This is a genomic window from Chitinophaga solisilvae, from assembly GCF_009928525.1.
GTDB classification, from domain to species: domain Bacteria; phylum Bacteroidota; class Bacteroidia; order Chitinophagales; family Chitinophagaceae; genus Chitinophaga; species Chitinophaga solisilvae.
Window position 1 is genome coordinate 29,219 of sequence record NZ_JAABOK010000028.1, and the last position, 21,539, is coordinate 50,757.

Sequence of the window (21,539 nt, forward strand, 5' to 3'; positions counted from 1 at the left end):
TGTTTATAACAACGGGAGCTATGCTGCAATCGTATTTTATCTGTTCTCCTGATGTTTACCTAACATAAATAATTAAAGTTATGTCACACCGTGCTGTCCCACTGCATCCCGGCCAACAGGAAGTATATGTAGATCAGCTGCTCAACGCTGATGCATCCTACTATAACATGGGTGTATACATTCAGCTGACAGGAAAACTGGATAAAGAAAAATTTATCCTGGCCGCGCATTCACTGCCACAGGTATTTGATGCCTTTAAGCTGCGGTTCGACCTGAAAGATCCCGTGCCAACAGGATACATGGATGATGGTTTCACTACTGCCGTTCTGCAGGAACTGGATTTTTCCGATACCGGAAAAACACGGGAAGACTGCGAACAATGGATAAAAGAGCAGCTGGCCAGACCGTTCGTTTTCGATAAGTCCGTATTGCTGATGGAGCAATACCTCATTAAGATAGCGCCGGATGAACACTGGTATTTCCAGAAGTCGCACCACCTGGTAACAGATGGATTCGGCACTTCTGCACTCAATCAGTATGTAGCCCGTAAATATAAATCGCTGGTAACCGGTGCAGCGGAAGATTTTTCCTATCCTTCCTATGAGGCGGAAATGGCCGCCGCATGGTCCTATGCGCGCTCCGCTGCCTACCAGGAAGACGGCGCCTACTGGAAAAAGAAAATCAACAGCAAACCATTGCCGCTCCTGCAACGGAAAATGCGTTCCGCTGCACAGCCGCAAAAGCGTTACAATAGTTTACTGATAGACTTCAGCGAAGCGGAACTCGCTGCGCTGGACGCCCTGCAGCAGGCTACCAAAAGCACTTTGCAGCAGCTGACCATCGCGGCGCTCATTACCTATTTTGGTAAAACAACGCCCCAGAACTCCTTCATTTTCGGTACGCCGCTGCATAAACGAAGAACAAAACAGCTGCGCAGCATCGCCGGTATGTTCGCCGGCATTATCCCCTTTAAGGGAACTTACGATCCGGACATGCATCCGGCAACGCTCATCCGGCAGATCGTTGCCGACCAGCGCGAAGACTATCGCTACCAGCACTACCAGATCTCCGACCTGAGCCGTCACCTGAAAATAAATACAGCTGAAGAAAATCTTTTTGAGATACTCATCAACTTTGCCACACTCAATTTCGCGGTTGACTACGGCGAAGGCATACAGGCACATACCTTTATCCCCAGCGGCTCATCCCCGGCGCCGCTGGAACTGCTGTGGCTCGACTACGGCGGCAGACAGCCCATGCAGATGCGCGTCGGATACCGGGAAGATTACTTCACCGCCACAGAAATGAGCTTATGGATAAAAAGGATACTTTTTATCCTGCAGCAATTCCAGCATAGCCTGGAACTGCCGCTCCGCGCTATTTCCGTACTGCCCGAAGACGAAGCCCGCCTCATCAGCACCTTCCATCACTCACATGCCGGATATCCCGCCACGCAGACCATCACCTCGCTCATTCAGCAGCAGGTGACGCAATACCCCGATGCCATCGCGGTGAGCTGTGAAGGAAGACAGCTTACCTATCGTGAGCTGGATCAGCGTTCCAACCAGCTGGCGCATGGCCTCATACGCCGGGGCGTAAAACCGGAACAGCTGGTGCCCGTTTGTGTGGAGCGCACGGAAGAAATGATTGTAAGTATACTGGGTATCCTGAAGGCTGGCGCTGCCTACGTGCCGGTAGATCCGGCCTACCCGGAAGACCGCATCTTCTACATGGTGGAGGATACCGCCGCCTCCCTGCTTATCTGCAGCAGATACAGCGCAACCATCTTTGAAAAAGTAAAAGACAATATACAGCTGGTAATAGCCGATAACGAAAGCGCCGGCATTGCACAGGAACCGGTACTACCGGTAACGGTTACACGCCGCCCGCATGATGTGGCCTATGTGATCTATACCTCTGGTTCTACCGGAAAACCCAAAGGCGTGCTGATAGAAGACCTGAATGTGGTACGCCTGTTTTTTACCGATACACCCCTGTTTGATTTTAACAGCAGCGATGTATGGACCATGTTCCATTCCTTCTGCTTCGACTTTTCTGTATGGGAAATGTATGGCGCGCTGTTCTACGGCGGCCGCATCGTTATGGTACCCAAGGCAGTTACACAGGATACCAGCCTGTTTGCAGAACTGCTGATCAGCGAGCAGGTAACGGTACTGAACCAGACACCTTCGTCTTTCTACGTGCTGCAGGATTATATGACTGCCCGCACGGAAGATACCACCATCCGTTATGTTATCTTCGGGGGAGAAGCTCTCAACCCCGCCAAAATAAAACCCTGGCAACAGCAATATCAGCACAGCCGGCTGATTAACATGTATGGTATTACTGAAACCACCGTACACGTTACTTTCCAGGAGCTGAATGAAACGCATGTAGACAGCAGCGCCAGCGTAATCGGTAAACCGATCCCGACGCTGAGCGCCTATATCCTCAGCGCATCACAGGAACACCAGCCGGTGGGCGCTACAGGGGAGCTGTATATCGGCGGCGCGGGCGTAGCCAGAGGCTACCTGAACCGGGAAGAGCTGACCAGCGAACGGTTTATCCGGCATCCTTTTATTTCCGGGGAAAGATTGTACCGTACCGGTGACCTGGGACGCTGGCTGCCTGACGGCAGCATTGAATACCAGGGGCGCATCGATGACCAGGTAAAGATCCGTGGTTTCCGCATCGAACTGGGCGAAATCGAAAATGTGCTGCAGCAGAGTGGCCTGGTACACCAGGGCGTAGTGCTGGCTAAAACAGACCATGCCGGCAACAAGCGGCTGGTAGCATATGTGGTGCCTAAAGCCGCCTTTACAAAAGAAGGCGCACAGCAATGGCTGAAGGCAAGTCTGCCGGACTATATGGTGCCCGCCCTCTGGATGATACTGTCCGAAATTCCGCTGACCTCCAACGGAAAGGTAGACCGCAAGGCACTGCCGGAACCCGATGCGCAGGAACTCATCGCTACGGTATACGAAGCGCCGCGTACCACTACAGAAAAGCAGCTTGCCGCTATCTGGCAGGAACTGCTCGGTATATCACGGGCAGGCATATACGATAATTTCTTTGAACTGGGCGGCGACTCCATCCGCGTGATTAGTGTGGTGAGCAGCATACGCCGCCTGTTTAACCGGGAAATCAGCGCCTACGATGTATACGTAGCCAGTACCATCGAGCAGCTGGCTGCCCTGGTAGACAGTAGGAACGGAGCAGCCGCGGAACAACAGCAACGCCTGAACGAAGAAATAAGAAATACGATCAGTCTTACTGCCGAAGCCGTAAAACCCTTGCTGCCCGATGCGGGGAACGTGGAAGCCATTTACCCGATGAGCGATATAGAACACGGGATGGTATATCTTTCCCAGCTGCGCCCGGAAGAAGCACTGTACCATGACCAGATCCTGGTACGCCTGCCGCTGGCATTCAGCGCAGCGCTGGTAGAACAGGCCATGCAGCTCATCGTCGGTAAACATGGTACCCTCAGAACTGCGTTTGCACTGGATGTAGACGGGCATAACCTGCATATTGTTTATAAATCCGTGTCGGTGGCAGTAGCCTTCAAGGACATCAGCCATGCTGATGAGAAAGCTGCTAAGGTGCTGGTGGAAGACTATCTCCGCGATGAACGCACCCGGCCTTTTGATATAACAAAAGCACCATTGTGGCGCGCAACGCTTTTTGGTCTGCAGACAGACCAGGTATTTGTTTTACAGGTGCATCACGCCATCCTGGACGGATGGAGCGTAGCTTCCCTGCATGCGGAACTGTTCCGGCTATGCAGTGGCCTGCTGGCCGGAGAACCTGTATCCGTGCAGCCGCTGCAATGTTCCTATGAAGATTATATCATCGAAACACTGGCAGCAAAGAAAGACGATACCAACAGGGATTTCTGGCGGAAAGACCTGGATGATTACAAACGCCTCAACATCTTTACAACCGAAGATGATTACCAGGTGTTCGACCACCCCTATGGCGCTGCTTTCCTGGATAGGCTCAAAGAGAAAACCCGGCAGGATAACATCTCCCTCAAGGGACTTTTCCTGGGCGCCTGCGTATATGCGCTGGGGATGCTCACGTATGAAGATGAGGTGACGGTAGGACTGGTGACCAACAACCGTCCGGCAAAAGAAGACAGTGACCGGCTGCTGGGATGCTTCCTGAATACCATTCCTTTCCGCTTTGAAACAGGCAGGCAGCAAACCACCTGGAGAACCTATTTCCGTAAAATAGAAGACAAGCTCCTGCAAATGAAACAGCGGGAAAAAACAAGCCTGTTTGAAATCACCAAAATCACCAGGGAACCAGCAGGTGATGATAACCCTTACTTTGATGTTATCTTCAACTTTGTCAACTTCCACGTGTATGAAAACGAGGTAGCAGACATCTCTCCGTTTATGAAGATGGAGGCCATCCATGAAGGGACCTTTATCAACGACTTTACGGTAACCAATACGTGGCTTGACTTTTCAGCGAGTATCACCAATGGCGTTTTCCTGCTGCACTGCGTGCAGCGCAAGCAATTCAGGTCCGGCAAAACCGTGCAGGACCTGCGTATATATTTTGACAATGTTATCAGGGCTTACCTGGACGAATATGAAGGGCGTATAGCCGGCAGCGTTATCCTCTCCGGCGCGGAGCAGCAACAGCTGATACAGCAGGCTGCCGGCCCGGTAGTAGATTACCCGGCTGCCGGAACAGCTGTGACGGTGTTTGAAGAACTGGCGCAGCAATCGCCCGATGCTGTAGCGGTAAGGTGCGGCGATACCATCCTGACCTACGGAGCGCTGAATGCCCGTGCCAATCAGCTGGCGCACTATCTGCGCAGGCAGGGGGTAGGAACCGACAAGCTGGTGCCGCTCTGCATAGAGCGCTCGGCAGATATGCTCGTGGCTATACTCGGTATCTGGAAAGCCGGCGCGGCTTATGTGCCGGTAGATATTTCCTATCCGGAAGAACGTATCAGCTATATTATCAGTGATTGCGAAGCGGATACAGTTGTATGCAGTACCGCCACCAGCCGGCAGATGCCGCCGGTGAAAACCCTGGTAGTACTGGATAGGCAGGCAGCAATTGCCGGTGAGCCGGTGCATAACCTGTCCGTCTCCCCATCGCCCGCAGATCTCTGTTACGTGATCTTTACCTCCGGTTCCACCGGCAAACCCAAGGGCGTAATGGTGGAGCACCGCGGTATGCTGAATCATCTGTATGCAAAAATCAATGATCTGCAGATGAACAGCGATACCATTGTGGCCTATATTGCTTCCTATACCTTTGATATTTCTGTATGGCAGATGTTTGCTGCCCTGCTTACCGGTGGCGAAACCGTTGTATATACTGAAAGTATCATCTTCCAGCCTGCGGTACTGATGGGTGCTGTAAAAGAGCATCAGGTGAGTATCCTGGAGCTGGTGCCGTCTTACCTGGCTTCTGTGTTGCAGGAGGAAATCAACATTCCGCTGGAACGGCTGCAATATCTGCTGGTAACCGGTGAGGTCATCAGCCGGCATATTCTGGAACAATGGTTTTCACATCCCGTATATGGGCATATCCCTGTCGTGAATGCCTACGGACCGACGGAGGCTTCCGATGATATCACCCACTACTTTATGTATGATACGCCGGAGCGTATCAACGTGCCGCTGGGCAGCACCATTCAGAACCTGCACATCTATATCCTGGATAAAGCCCTGCAGCTTACACCGGCAGGAGTGGCCGGAGAAATCTGTGTGGCGGGTATCGGCGTATCCCGCGGCTACCTGAAACGGGAACAGCTCACCGCTGAGCGCTTCATTCCCAATCCATACGGCAGCGATGATGCGGCGCGTATGTACCGTACCGGAGATCTCGGACGCTGGCTGCCGGATGGCACACTCGAATACCTGGGCCGTATTGATGAACAGGTAAAGATCCGCGGTTACCGTATTGAACTGGGAGAGATTGAAAATGCAGTAAGACAAAGCGGACAGGTACAGCAGGGAGTAGTGCTGGCGCTGCCGGATGAAAACGGTAGCAGGAGGCTGGTAGGATATGTGGTACCACAGCCTCACTTCAACCGCGACGCTATACAGCTGCACCTGAAAGATACATTGCCGGAGTATATGGTGCCAACTGTCTGGGTAACGCTGGAAGAAATGCCGCTGACACCCAACGGAAAGATAGACCGCAAGGCATTACCGGAACCTGCTACAGCCGTGCTGATGGAGGCTTCCTACGTGGCGCCCCGCAATGAAACAGAAAAAGTGCTGGCTACTATCTGGCAGGACCTGCTACGCATAGAACGTATAGGCGTTAACGATAATTTCTTTGCTTTGGGTGGTGATTCCATTATCACCATTCAGGTGGTAAGCCGCGCAAAACGCCTGGGATATGAACTGCAGGCCAGGGAAATATTCCGGCATCAGACGGTAGCCTTGCTGGCAGCCGCGATGGATGCCCGTAAAGGCGTGCTGCGTCAGGAAGCCGGAGAGCAGGGAATATTGCATGGCGCGGCTGGTCTGCTGCCCATACAGCAACTGTTTTTTGATACTACACCGGATACCGCCGATATCCGTCATCACTACAATCAGACTTTATTATTTGCCATAGATAAACGTGTCAGCAGCGAGGTGTTGTCGGCGGTACTGCTGCAGCTGCAGCAGCAACACGACGCGCTGCGTTTTGCCTACCACCGGGAAAACGGACAATGGATACAAACTTACAGCGATCATTATACACCACTGGAAGAAGCTGACTTCTCGGCCGCCACTCCGGATGAATTACCTTCCCTGATTACCGGCTGCTGCCGTCAGTGGCAGGCAAGTCCGGATATCAGCCGCGGCGCACTCATCAGGATGGTAAAAATACATACGCCGGAAACAGCCACACACCACCGCCTGCTGATAGTAATACATCACCTGGCAACGGACGGCGTATCCTGGCGTATACTGCTGGAAGATATGAACCAACTGTTGTCGGCCTGTATGCAGGGGCAGCAGCCGAAGCAGGAAGACAAGAGCTGGTCGTACCGCCAGTGGCGCCGGCAGCTGGAAACCTGGAGCGATAGCAGCAGACTGCTGTCACAGCAGCACTACTGGGAACAGACAACTGCTGCATGGCAGCCACTGCCAGTAGATAAAACCACCACTGTTCCCGTTACCCGGAAAGATACCGGCTTCTTCACAATCGGCCTGGATACCCTGCAGACAAAACTGTTGCTGCAGGAAACAGCTGCGGCCTATCATACGGAGATCAGTGACCTGCTGCTGGCAGCACTGGTCAAAACTGTTTCCCGCTGGAGCGGACAAACCGCAATCGTGATTGGTATGGAAGGTCACGGCCGGGAGGCGATCAGCCGGGAAGCCGATGTAAGCCGTACGGTTGGCTGGTTTACCAGCCTGTTCCCCGTGTTGCTGAACATAGAAAACGATCACACCTCCGGTGAATTGATCTGCAGCGTAAAAGAACAACTACGCAGTATCCCTGACAAAGGCATCGGCTACGGCGTACTGAAATATATCCGCCGGCACCCGGCTCTTGCCGGCCCGCACCCATGGGACATTGAGTTCAATTACCTGGGACAACTGGATAATATGACCACCGGAGGCGAATGGATGACGATAGCCACCGAGGCCACCGGCAACGATGTACATGAAGATACAATTGTAAAAGAACGTATAGGCGTTAACGGTAGAGTGCAGCAGGGGATGTTACAGGTAGACTGGACCTACAGTCTGCTGCATTTTGAACCGGCTGTCATAGAACAGCTGGCCGCCGCCTGGAAGGAAGAACTGGAAGCGCTCATCATGCATTGCGTGGAGCAGGGAAAACAGACCGCAAGAAGTACGCCATCTGACTATGGACTGGGTAATGCCGTACATTACCGGCAGCTGGATGCATTCCTGTATGGTCAGGATCAGCTGGCCACGCAGATTTCTGCCGTATACCGCCTGAGCGGGCTGCAGGAAGGTATGCTGTTTCACAGCCTGTATAATGAACAGGGCGGCGCCTATGTAGAGCAACTGATCTGCCAGGTGACTAATCCCGATCTGCAGGCGCTGCATGACAGCTGGACTGCTGTCATGCAAAAGCACACCATCCTGCGCAGCAGCTTCAACTACGAAGCGCTGGACCTCCCGGTGCAATGCGTGCATCATATCGCCGCCATACCGTTTGAAGTCACGGACTACAGCCTGCTGGAAGAAAAAGAACAGGAAGCTGCCATACAGCAATATATACAGCAGGACAGAAGACAGGGCTTCAGCTATGACACGCCGCCGCTGATGCGGGTGGCGCTGCTGAAAACATCCGGCACCACCTGTAAAATGATCTGGACATATCATCACCTCCTGCTGGACGGATGGTCTGTTCCGATATTGTTTGAAGAACTGCTGCAGTACTATGATCTGCTGCTGCAGGGCAAACAGCTGCCGCCGGCAGAAACAGACCAATACCAGGATTATATCAGTTATATCGCCAGCCGGGATGTAGAAGAGGAAGAAGCCTACTGGCGCAGCTACCTCGCAGGAACAACCTCCGGAACGCTGCTGCCTTTCATACCTGCTGCTGCTGACCGCACCAGGGGAGACGGCGTATACCGCAATATCCACTTTACGCTGGATGCCGCAGCAACCAATGCTATACAGGCTTACGCACAGAAAAACAGACTTACCGTCAACACCGTGATGCAGGGCGTATGGGCCTGGATACTGCATAACTATACCGGTAATGATACTGTTACCTTCGGGGTAACGGTATCCGGCCGTAACGGCGCTGTACCGAATGTAGAGCAACGCGTAGGATTATATATCAACACCCTGCCGCTGCATATTCACGCTGACCGTAACCTGCCGGTAACAGCCTGGCTGGAACAGATACAGCAACGCGGCATCCAGTCAAGAGATTACGAATATACTTCTATCAATGCCATCCAGCGCTGGCTGGGCATCACCGGTGATCTGTTCGACAGCATCATGGTATATGAAAACTATCCGGTCAGTGAAGCCGTGAAATCCCGTAACTGGAAGCTGGATATCGCAGATATTGAAGTGAAGGAGCAGACCAACTATCCGCTGAGTATCCTGATAGCAGCTGCAGAAGAGATCTATGTGCAGTTTGGTTACAATGCCTCCCTGCTGGAAGATGTGTATGTAACGCAGCTGGCCGGGCACTTCCGCGAAGTGCTGTCACAGTTTATTGCGGGTGTTGACCAGCCGCTGGGAAATATTCACCTGCTCACTCCCGAAGAACAGTTGCAGCTGACAACCACCTGGAATGATACCGCCATGCCGGAAGCGCCGCTGGTAACAATTCCTGCACGCTTTGAAGCGCAGGCTGCCGCCACGCCGTCAGCCACCGCGCTGATCTGTGAAGGTATACGGCTGACTTATGCAGAACTGAATGAACGCGCTAACCGGTTAAGCCACTATTTAGGTAGCCAGGGCCTCATTTCAGGCTCGCTGACGCCTTTGTGTACGGATCGCTCCCCGGAAATGATGATCGCCATCCTGGCCATCGTAAAGGCTGGTGGCGCGTATGTGCCGGTAGATCCGGCCTATCCCGCAGAAAGAATAAAATTCATCCTGCAGGATTGCGGAGACAAAAATATGATCGTCACCACCAGCCGTTACCGGTCGTTGCTGACAGAAATAAATCCTGCTGCCCGCATCATATGCATCGATACGTTGCAGGAAGAGTGGGCATCATTACCTGCTGCCAATCCCGCTATTCCGGTTACCGGCAGCGACCTGGCCTATATCATCTATACCTCCGGTTCTACCGGTAAGCCCAAAGGAGTGATGATACAGCACGATGCAGTGGCGAATCTGATTCAGTACCAGACGAAGCAATTCGGTATAGACGCAACAGAGCGCATCCTGCAGTTCTCCAGCTATTCTTTTGACGCTGCAGTAGAGCAGATGTACCTGGCCCTGTTCAACGGCGCTGCGCTGGTACTCACGCCGGAGCATATACGTACGGACATGCAGTTGTTTGAGCAGCTGCTTGCCGCGCAGCAGGTGACGCACCTGCACGCTACCCCCGGCTTCCTGCTCACCGTTACGCCGGGAGCCTACAACGGATTAAAACGCGTCATAGCAGGAGGAGAGGCCTGCAGTATACAACTGGCCCGCGCCTGGGCGCCGTATGCCCTTTTCTATAACGAGTACGGCCCTACGGAAACAACGGTAACTGCTATAGAATACCTGTATACAGACACGCATGCCCATAAACAGGATATACTGCCTGTCGGTAAGCCGCTGGGCAATACGCGTGCGTATGTGCTTGACCGTTATGGCCGCCCGCTTCCTGCCGGTATCGGCGGCGAACTGTATATCGGCGGAAAGCAGGTAAGCCCCGGCTATCTGCATCTCCCGGAACTGACCCGCGAACGCTTCATCGCAGATCCGTTTTCTGCGGAGCCTGGCGCACGGCTGTACAAAACCGGAGATCTTTGCCGCTGGCTGCCTGACGGACACCTCGAATTCCTCGGCAGAACAGACGACCAGGTAAAAATACGCGGATACCGCATCGAGTTAGGCGAAATTGTACATGTGCTGGAAGCCTGCCCGCTGGTGAAACAGGCTGTCGTACTGGCCGTTCCGGACAGCGCCGGAGAACATGCACACCTGCGCCTCGTAGGATATGTAGTGCCGGAAGGCGCTTTCGATAAAGCAGGTATCACCGCTTCCCTGCAGCAATCGCTCCCGGATTATATGATCCCTGCATTGCTCATCGCGCTCGATCATCTGCCATTGAATGCCAACGGAAAAATTGACCGCAAAGCCCTGCCGGACCCGGTAGATGCAGTTACCAATGTATACGTAGCCCCCGGAAATGCCATGGAGAAAGCGATGGCCGCTATCTGGACATCCCTGCTGCAGACAGAACGGGTAGGCATACACGATAATTTCTTTGAACGCGGCGGGCACTCCCTGCTGGCCATCCGGCTGATGGCGGCTATCCGCAAGGAACTGCAGGTAGAACTGGACATGAAGGATATCTTCACCTATCCCAGTATTGCCGCTTTAACCGATCATCTGCAGGAAAAAGGCAAAGCCGCTTCCTTGCCGGCTGTATATGCTGTCAGACCCAGACCGGAACATCTTCCCTTGTCCTTCAGCCAGGAAAGACTCTGGTTCATCGATCAGCTGGAAGGAAGCCTGCATTATCATATGCCGGCAGTACTGCAGCTCGACGGGCGCCTTAACCGGCAGGCGCTGGAAGCAGCCCTGCAGGAAATCGTGAACAGACATGAAGTACTCCGCACGGTAATTATACAGGAAGAAGATGATGTTGCCCGGCAGCTGATATTACCGGAGAACAACTGGCAGCTTACAGATATTATTACGGAAGATACCGATGCAGCCATCCGCGAATTTATTGAACAGCCGTTTGCCCTGTCTGCCGCCTACATGCTGCGGGCCGGGTTGGTGACGCTTTCTCCCGTAAAATGCCTGCTGGTCATCACTATTCATCATATTGCTTCGGACGGATGGTCGGTAGGTATACTGCTAAAGGAATTATCAGCACTGTATAACGCCTTTAGCCAGCAACGCACACCTGCGCTGGAACCGCTGCCGGTGCAGTATGCAGACTATGCTCTGTGGCAACGTACCCATATCAGCGGTGAAATGCTTACGCAGCAGCGCGAATACTGGACCCGGCAGCTGGCCGGACTGGAACCGCTGAATCTGCCCGCTGATTTCCCCAGACCTGCTGTACAAAGCACCAGGGGCGCAGCGATACAGGTATCGCTGGATACCCGGCTGGCGGCAGATCTGCACGGACTTAGCCGTCACCTCGGCAGCACCTTGTTCATGACATTGTTTGCTGCCTTTAAAGTATTGCTGTACCGTTATACCAGCCAGGAAGATATCTGCGTAGGTACGCCCGTAGCGGGCCGTGGCCAGCAGGAAACAGAAAACCTGATCGGCTTCTTTGTGAATACGCTGGCACTGCGCAGCCAGCTGTCCGGCGATCTTCCCTTCCACGTATTGCTGCAGCAGCTGAGAACACATCTTCTCGACGCCTACAGTCACCAGGACATACCATTTGAAAAAGTAGTGGATGCTGTGGCCAAAGACAGGGACATGAGCCGCCTGCCGGTATTCCAGGTGATGTTTACCCTGCAGCAGACAGCCGCTACGCCTGCATTGCAGCTGGATGGCATCACGCTGACCATGCAGGAGCTGGAACATACCACCGCCAAATTTGATCTCGTCTTTGAAATGGAAGAAGGTCATGACGGGCTGTCATTGCGCATCGAATACTGTAAAGATCTTTTCCGGGAAGATACGGTAAGGCAGATGGGAAGGCACTATGAACAATTGTTACGTGCCATCGTCAGCCAGCCGCAGCAGAAAATAGGTTCGCTGTCCATGCTCCTGCCGGAAGAAGAACAACACCTGCTGCAGGTGCTGAAAGGCACTGCTGCCGGGTATCCGAAAGAAAAAACAATTATACGCCTCTTTGAAGAACAGGCGCAGCGTACACCAGATGCTGTGGCAGTGGTATATGAACATGAACAGCTGACCTACCGCCGCCTGGATGAAAAGGCGACCAGATTAGGGCACTACCTGCGGCAGAAAGGCGTACAGCCTGGTATGCTGGTACCCATATGCCTGCACAGAAGCGAAGAAATGATTACCGGTATATTAGGTATCCTGAAGGCCGGCGCCGCCTACGTGCCGATAGATCCGCTCTATCCTGCAGACCGTATCAGCTACATGCTGGAAGATACGGCCGCGCCGGTACTGGTCAGCACCGCCGCCTGTGCGGATATCTTCAGCGATATGGAACATGCCGGCGAACTGGTATTACTGGACGCAGATGAACCGCATATCAGCAGGATGCCTGCCGGCCCTGTGGCCGTAACTGCTGCTCCACAGGATGTTGCCTATGTGATTTATACTTCCGGTTCTACCGGCCGCCCCAAAGGCGTACTGGTGACCAATGAAAACGTAGTACGCCTTTTTGAAACCGATGCGCCGCTGTATGATTTCGATGAAAGCGACGTATGGACCATGTTCCACTCTTTCTGCTTCGACTTCTCCGTATGGGAAATGTACGGAGCGCTGTTCTACGGAGGCCGTGTGATTGTGGTGCCGCGTCATGTAACACAGGATGCTGTATTGTTCGGAGAACTGCTCATCCGCGAAAGGGTAACCGTTTTAAACCAGACACCTTCTTCTTTCTATGTATTACAGGATTATCTGACAGAACGTACCAGCACATTACCGGTGCGCTATGTAATATTCGGCGGTGAAGCGCTGAATCCGGGTAAGCTGAAACCATGGAAACAACTGTATAAAGACTGCCGCCTGATTAATATGTATGGCATCACGGAAACAACCGTGCACGTTACGTTCCAGGAGCTGGAATGGCATCACCTGGGTAACAGTGCCAGCGTTATCGGCAAGCCTATTCCTACACTGAGCGCCTATATCCTGAATGAACAACAGGGCCTGGTGCCGCTGGGTGTCGCCGGTGAATTATATATCGGCGGTGCGGGCGTCGCAAAAGGTTATCTCAACCTGCCCGGACTTACCGCGGAACGTTTTATCATGAACCCGTTCGTGGAAGGAGAGCGGTTATACCGTACCGGTGACCTCGGCCGCTGGCTGAGAGACGGCAACATTGAATACATGGGCCGCATTGATGACCAGGTGAAGATCCGTGGTTTCCGTATAGAGCTGGGAGAAATAGAAAATGTACTGCAGCACAGCGGACTGGTGAACCAGGGAGTAGTACTCGCAAAAACAGACCAGTCGGGCAACAGGCGGCTCGTAGGCTATGTAGTGCCAAAAGAAACCTTCACCCGCGAAGCGGTGATGACAACGCTGAAAGAACGCCTGCCGGATTACATGGTGCCGGCATTATGGGTAACGCTGGAGGAAATACCACTCACTTCCAATGGTAAAGTGAACCGCAAAGCCCTGCCGGACCCTGATGCAGGAGAACTCACAGATACTGCGTATATGGCTCCCCGTAATGAAACGGAACAGGAGCTGGCGGCCATCTGGGAACAATTGCTGGCAGTATCACGGGTAGGCATACACGATAATTTCTTCGGACTGGGCGGCGATTCCATTATCACCATCCAGGTGGTCAGCCGCGCAAAAAGACAGGGATATGCCTTGCAGGCGAAAGATATCTTCCTGCATCAGACGATCGCACAACTCTCCGCGGTATTGCAGACCCGTAAAGGGAAGGATACTGCCGTGACCGGAGAGCAGGGACTGCTTACCGGTGCAGCAGAACTCCTGCCAATTCAGCAATGGTTCTTTGAACAGGAGCAGGATACTGCTGCTGTAGTCAATCATTTCAACCAGAGTGCGCTGCTGAATATAGATAAGCAGGTGACGCCCGTTCTACTGGAAGAGGTACTGCGCCAGCTGCAGGAACACCACGATGCACTGCGCTTTACCTATCACCAGCAGGAAGGAACCTGGATACAGGAATATGGCGCGCATTACAGCCGGCTGGAAGTAAAGGATCTCTCCGCTGCCGGGGAAGAACAGCTGGAAGCGCAGCTCACCGCCTGCTGCCAGTATTTCCAGGAAAACCTGGATATCCGCAACGGGGACCTGATCCGTATGGTGCTGATTAAAACACCGGCGGCTGACATACATCACCGGCTGCTGATTGTTATACATCACCTGGCTGTAGATGGCATATCCTGGCGCATTCTGCTGGAAGATATGGAAAACCTCCTGCAGGCAGCTATCAAAGGAACACCGGTGTCGCTGGGAGCCAAAGGCACCGCTTTCCGCCAGTGGCACGAGCAGCTGGTGACTTACGGGCAAAGCAGGCGGTTATTATCGCAGCAACGCTACTGGGAAAGTATGGCAGCCGCAAATGCCGCGTTGCCGTTACTTCAGGCTGCTGCTGCTCCTGTATACGTAAAGGACAACGGGCAGTATACCGTGCAGCTGGATGCGAAAGACACGCAACAGCTGCTGCAGGAAGTACCGAAGGCTTATCATACGGAAATCAACGATATACTGCTGGCTGCATTGGCGCGTGTGCTCACCGGCTGGACCGGCGGCGATAAAATCGTTATCGGCCTGGAAGGACATGGCAGGGAGGAAATCGGTAACGGATATGATATCAGCCGCACCATTGGCTGGTTCACCAGTCTGTACCCTGTATTGCTGAACACTGCCGGTTGTGAAGATAACAGCCATCTCATCAAAAGTATCAAAGAACAGCTGCGGCAGATTCCGGACAAAGGGCTGGGATATGGTGTGCTGAAATATATTCACCGGCTGCCATCCCTGCAGGGCCGTCAGCCCTGGGAGATTGTTTTTAACTACCTCGGTCAGCTGGATAATGTTTCCAGGTCCAACAGCAGGTTAAGTCCTGCTGCTGCATCTGCAGGCAATGAAATCCATAGCGCGTATAAGACACGCGAGCTACTGGCGGTCAACAGCGTGGTGCAGGACGGATGTCTCTCGCTGCACTGGACCTTCTCCCGGCTTCATTTTGATGCTGCCGCCATCCGGCAACTGGCCGATGACTACCTGAAAGTGCTGACAGCATTGATCCGCCATTGTGTTGCGCAGGGCGAACGGGAGCAGGTATACACCCCTTCGGATTACGGCCTGTCTGCAACTGTCAGCTATGAACAGCTGGACCAGTTTTTAAACGGAGATACCGATGGCGATTCAACTGAATTAGAGGATATTCTAAATTTTTAATAATGAGTATTAAGGAATTTGTTACCAGGCTGCAACGCGCACATTTTACATTAGCTGTAGAGGAAGGAAGACTGATACTGAGAGGAGATAAAACAAAACTGGGAGAAGAACAGATAGCAGCGATCCGGAAAGATCAGGAAGTAATCAGTTATATAAAAGCCAACCGGAATGAACTGGTGAGTTATATCACGAGCCAGTCCGCCGCCGTACCAAAGAAGAGAGGCGAACAAATAGCCGCTATCTATGCACTGAGCGGATTGCAGGAAGGTATGCTGTTTCACGGCCTGTATGATGAAGAAGGCGGAGCATATATTGAACAGTTCAGCTGTGAAGTGAAAAATGCAGATGTAACAGCCTTGCGTAAAAGTTGGGAACAGCTCCTTAAACAACATAGCATCCTGCGCAGCGGATTTAATTATGAAGAGCTGGGAATGCCGGTGCAATGCGTATATAAAGAGGTAACACTTCCGTTTGCAATACTGGATTACCGGAATATGCTGCCCGCATACCGGGAGCAGGCCATCAAGGAATTTATGAAGGCTGATGGCTGCAAGGGTTTTAACTATAACGAACCACCGCTGATGCGGCTTACGCTGCTGCAGACCGGCGAAGCAGATTATCACATGATCTGGACCTGGCATCATATCCTGCTGGATGGATGGTCTATACCCGTGCTGATAGAAGAATTACTTGAACACTATGAGCGGCTGACAGGCGGCCAGGAACCGGTGAAGAAAGAAGAAGACCTGTATGAAGATTACATCCGTTACATAGAAAACAGGGATAAGGAAGAAGAAGAAAAACACTGGAGAAAATATATGTCCGGGCTGGAATCCGGTACCCTGCTGCCTTTTATCGGTACTATGGCAGACCGTAACAAAGGTATCGGCAGCTACAGGGCGGAATGGCTGCACCTGGATGCTGCTGCCGCCGGCCGCATACAACGGTATGCGCAAACGCATGGTATCACCGTGAATACGGTGATGCAGGGTATATGGGCCTTGCTGCTGCATCATTATACCGGCGCCGCTTCGGTGGCCTACGGCGTCACCGTTTCCGGCCGCCCCGTTGACCTGCCGGGTGTTGACACAAAAGTAGGACTGTATATCAATACCCTGCCTTTTCATGTGCACATCGACCGGCAAACGAAAGCCGCTGCATGGCTGCAACAGATTCAGCGGGATCAGATCACAGCAAGGGAATACGAATATACGCCGCTGAGTACCATCCAGCGCTGGACAGGTATCACCGGCGATCTGTTTGACAGCATCCTGGTGTATGAAAACTATCCTGTCAGCGATGTGGTGACCTCGGGCCGCTGGAAACTGGAGTTATTACAGCCTGTCGTAAAAGAACATACCAACTATCCGCTCAGCATCATGGTGAGTGCGGCTGCGGAAATCACGATTCAGTTCAGCTATAATGCCGCTTTACTGGAAGACAGCTACATCAGCCGGCTGGCAGGGCATTTCAGGGAACTGCTGCTGCAGCTGACAACACTGGAAGAACCGGTACTGGGAGAATTATCATTGCTGACCGCACAGGAAAAACAGGTGCTGCTGCAGGAGTTTGCCGGTAAAAGCGCCGTCACGGATCCTTACCATACTTTCCTGGATGTGCTGGAAGCCCGGGTACAACATACGCCTGATGCCATTGCCGTGGTATACGGTGAGCAGCAGGTCACCTATGGTGAACTGAACAGCCGCGCCAACAAAGTAGCGCATTACCTTCACCGTAAAGGATTACAACCGGGTATGCTGGTGCCGGTATGTATACAGCGCAGCGTGGAAATGCTCACCGGCATATTGGGTGTGCTGAAGGCCGGCGGAACATTTGTACCCGTAGAACCGGTATACCCCGAAGACCGCATCCGCTATATGCTGGAAGATACCCGCGGGAAATTTATTCTCACCAGCAGTGTATGCGTTGACGTTATAGAGCAGGTGGCTGCCGGCGCAGAAATTATCTCGCTGGATGCTGACTGGTATCATATCAGCCTGTGCCCCGGAGATACCACCCCGGTTCAGTTACAGGCAGATACCGCCGCTTACGTAATTTATACTTCCGGCTCTACCGGAATGCCTAAAGGCGTTATCATAGAACACCGCTCGCTGCTGAACTTCCTGCTTTCCATGAAAGAAACGCTGGCGGTGAAAGAGCAGGCATCATTGCTGGCAGTAACTACCTTCTGTTTCGATATCGCCTACCTGGAATTTTTCCTGCCGCTCACAGCAGGCGGTAAAGTAATCATTGCTTCCAGGGAACAGGCAATGGATGCATTTCTGCTGATGGAACAGCTGTCCCTGCACCGTCCTGATTATATGCAGGCAACACCTGCCACCTGGCAGATGCTGACAGATGCAGGCTGGATGAACCGCGAAGGTATCACGGTGCTGACCGGCGGAGAAGCAATTAAAGAAGAACTGAAAGATAAACTGGTGGCTGCAGGCGAGCATAAAGTATGGAACCTCTATGGTCCTACAGAAGCCACCATCTGGGCTACCATAAAAGAACTGAAGGCGGGGGAAATGGTGACTATCGGTAAACCCCTGCATAATACGGATGTATGTATCCTGGATAAATACGGTAACCTCTGCCCGATAGGGGTCACCGGCGAATTATGTATCGGCGGGATACAGCTGGCCAGTGGTTACCTGAACAGGGAGACGCTGACAGCGGAGAAATTTATTCCGCATCCCTTCAAAGCCGGTGGACGGCTTTACTTTACCGGCGACCTGGCACGCTGGGAGCCGGATGGTAATATCGTTTGCCTCGGACGTATAGACGACCAGGTGAAAATACGCGGCTACCGCATTGAACTGGGTGAAATTGAAAATGTGCTGCAGGAAAGCGGGCTGGTATACCGTTGTGTAGTAGTCGCTAAACCAGACAGCACCGGTAACAAAAGACTGGTAGGGTATGTGGTGCCGAAAGGCGCGTTTAACGAAGAAGCGATCGTCAGCTGGCTGAGTGCACGCCTGCCGGATTATATGGTTCCCAACCTGTGGATGTCGCTGGAAGAGTTACCGCTTACTGCCAATGGTAAAATCAATAAAAAGGCATTGCCTGATCCAGGTATGGGCGCGGTTTCACTGGCCGCGTACGCCGCTCCCCGCAATGAGCAGGAAGCAGCGCTGGCACGTATCTGGCAGCAGCTGCTGGAAATAGAACGGGTAGGCATATACGATGAATTCTTTAAGCTGGGAGGACATTCCCTGCTCGCCATGCGGCTGGTGGCTGCCATCAGAAAAGAATTATCTGCAGAGATGACTGTGAAGGATGTTTTCCTGCATCGTACGATAGCCGCCATGGCAACGGCGATACAACGGGGAGATAAAAAGAACCTGCTGCCTGCGCTGATAGTACAGGAGCGACCTGCCGGCATTCCGCTGTCCTTCAGCCAGGAACGTTTATGGTTGATCGATCAGCTGGAAGGTTCGGTGCATTATCATATGCCTGCTGTATTACAGCTCAGCGGTCATATTAATGCTACCGCGTTGCAACAGGCTTTACAGCATATCGTCGGCAGGCATGAAGTGTTAAGAACGGTAGTGGCGCCGCATACCACAGGGGGAGCGGCTTCCCAGGAAATCCGCAGCGCGGACCAATGGCAGCTGGAACTGCTGGACGGAGCGCACCCGGAAACAATCATTCAGAACTTTATCAGCCGTCCTTTTAACCTGCGCGAAGATTATATGCTGCGCGCAGGGCTTATCAGCAGTTCTCCCACCGAACATATACTCGTGTGCGTGTTGCACCACATCGCCGCTGATGGCTGGTCTACGGGCATCATCGTAAAAGAATTCAGTGCATTGTATAACGCGGCTGTTACCGGTCAGCCGGCAGTACTGGCGCCGTTGCCGGTGCAGTATGCCGACTATGCCCTGTGGCAGCGCCGTTACATTGCCGGCAGTATCCTGGAACAACAGCAGGCATACTGGCAAAAGCAGCTGGCAGGCGTAACACCACTGGAGCTGCCGGCTGATTTCAGCAGACCGGCAGTGCAGAGTACCAGGGGCGCTGTGTATGAAGAGTTGCTGGACCGTGAGCTGGCAGCTGCCCTGCAGCAATTCAGCCAGCGGGAGAATGTAACGCTGTATATGACACTGCTGGCAGCATTCCAGGTGTTGTTATACCGTTACAGCCGTCAGGAAGATATTACGGTGGGTATACCGGTGGCTGGCCGCCGGCAGCAGGAAACGGAAGCGCTGATCGGCTTTTTCGTAAACAGCCTGGCTATCCGCACGGACCTCAGCGGCACGCCTGCATTTTCTACGTTGCTGCAGCAGGTGAAAGCCTCCTTGCTGGAAGCCTACGATCACCAGGATATACCTTTTGAAAAAATAGTGGAAGCAGTGGCGGCTGAGCGCGATCCTTCGCGCAGCCCGCTGTTCCAGGTGATGTTCGCTTTGCAGAATACACCGGAAGAAGCTACGCTGCAGCTGGGAGATGTTACCATTGCAGAGAAGGCAACAGACCGCACCGTGTCCCGTTTCGATCTCAGCGTAACCCTGCAGGAGCAGCCGGATGGCTTGTTCCTGTCCATGGAATACTGTACAGATCTTTTCTCCGCCACTACTATGGCCGCGATGGCGCGCCATTACCAACAGCTGCTACGTGCTGTTACCGTAGCTCCTTCGCAGCAAATCAGCGTGCTGCCGATGCTGACCGCGGCCGAACGTTCTTCCTTACTGGAAGAATTTTCTTCCGTTCTGGCGTCGTACCCTGCAGATATTGACCGTACGTTAACAGACCTTATTGCTGCACAGGCCGCACAGACGCCAGATGCAGCAGCGCTGACACATGCAGGCATCACGTGGACGTACCGCGAACTGGAAACGCGCGCAGCACAGCTGGCGCATTATCTGTTAAGCCGGGGTGTACAAAAAGGAGATCTGATACCAGTGTGCGCCAACCGTACGCCTGAACTGGTGATGGCAATGCTGGGTATCCTGAAGGCCGGCGCAGCTTACGTTCCGGTGGATACGAGCTACCCGCAGGACAGGATAGCCTACATGTTGTCCGATGTAAATGCTTCGCTGGTATTGACAACCAGCGCACACGCTGCCTTGTGCGGCGATGTGGAAACGCTGTGCCTGGATACTGCCTCCGCGCTGTTGGCAGCGCAACCGCTTACTGATCCTGCCGTAAACGTTACGCCTTCTTCAATGGCCTATGTGATTTATACGTCCGGTTCTACGGGCCGCCCGAAAGGTGTGATGGTGAGCCATTGCAGTGTGGTGAATCTGGCGCACTGGCATATCGCCACCTACGAGGTGACGCCTTCCTGCCGCGCTACGGCGATGGCCAGCATCGGCTTCGATGCCTTCGGCTGGGAGGTATGGCCTTACCTGGCTGCGGGTGCAGGGCTGTACCTGGTGGACGACGATACCCGTTTATCTCCTGATAAATTACCTGCTTTCTATCTGTCTGCGGGCATCACGCACAGCTTTGTGGCTACAGGCCTGGTGCCTTCGGTGGTGAATAGTTTACGCGGCCGCGCCTCATCCCTGTCGTACCTGCTGACCGGCGGCGACCGCCTGCCGGCAGTGGATCTGTCAGGACTGCCATACCGTTTGGTAAACAACTATGGCCCTACTGAAAATACGGTAGTGACCAGCTATTATGAACTGACGGCTGCTGACGGCGACCGGGTGCCGCCTATCGGGCGCGCGGTATCACATACCCGCACCTATATTCTTGGACCCGGCGGAGAGCCGGTACCAGTAGGTGTTGCAGGGGAGCTGTGCGTCAGCGGTATACAGGTGGCCATGGGCTACCTGAATCAGCCCGCGCTGACGGCAGAGAAGTTCATACCGCATCCTTTTGAAACTAACGGCAGCATGTACCGCACGGGCG

At 53.3% G+C, this 21,539-nt stretch carries 2 protein-coding genes; both read left to right on the plus strand.

What is annotated here, in order from left to right; translation table 11 throughout:
* Nucleotides 1-80 precede the first annotated feature (80 nt).
* On the plus strand, nt 81-15,680 hold the full coding sequence (locus GWG06_RS29900) for a non-ribosomal peptide synthetase (protein ID WP_160718117.1): 15,600 nt from the start codon (nt 81-83) through the stop codon (nt 15,678-15,680).
* Between the two features lie 2 nt (nt 15,681-15,682).
* The coding region (locus GWG06_RS29905; protein ID WP_160718118.1) for a non-ribosomal peptide synthetase at nt 15,683-21,539 on the plus strand (5,857 nt) is incomplete at its 3' end.

Bases quoted from the DNA above. Each gene is read 5' to 3' on its own strand.
- GWG06_RS29900 (WP_160718117.1), top strand. From the start codon at position 81: ATGTCACACCGTGCTGTCCCACTGCATCCCGGCCAACAGGAAGTATAT.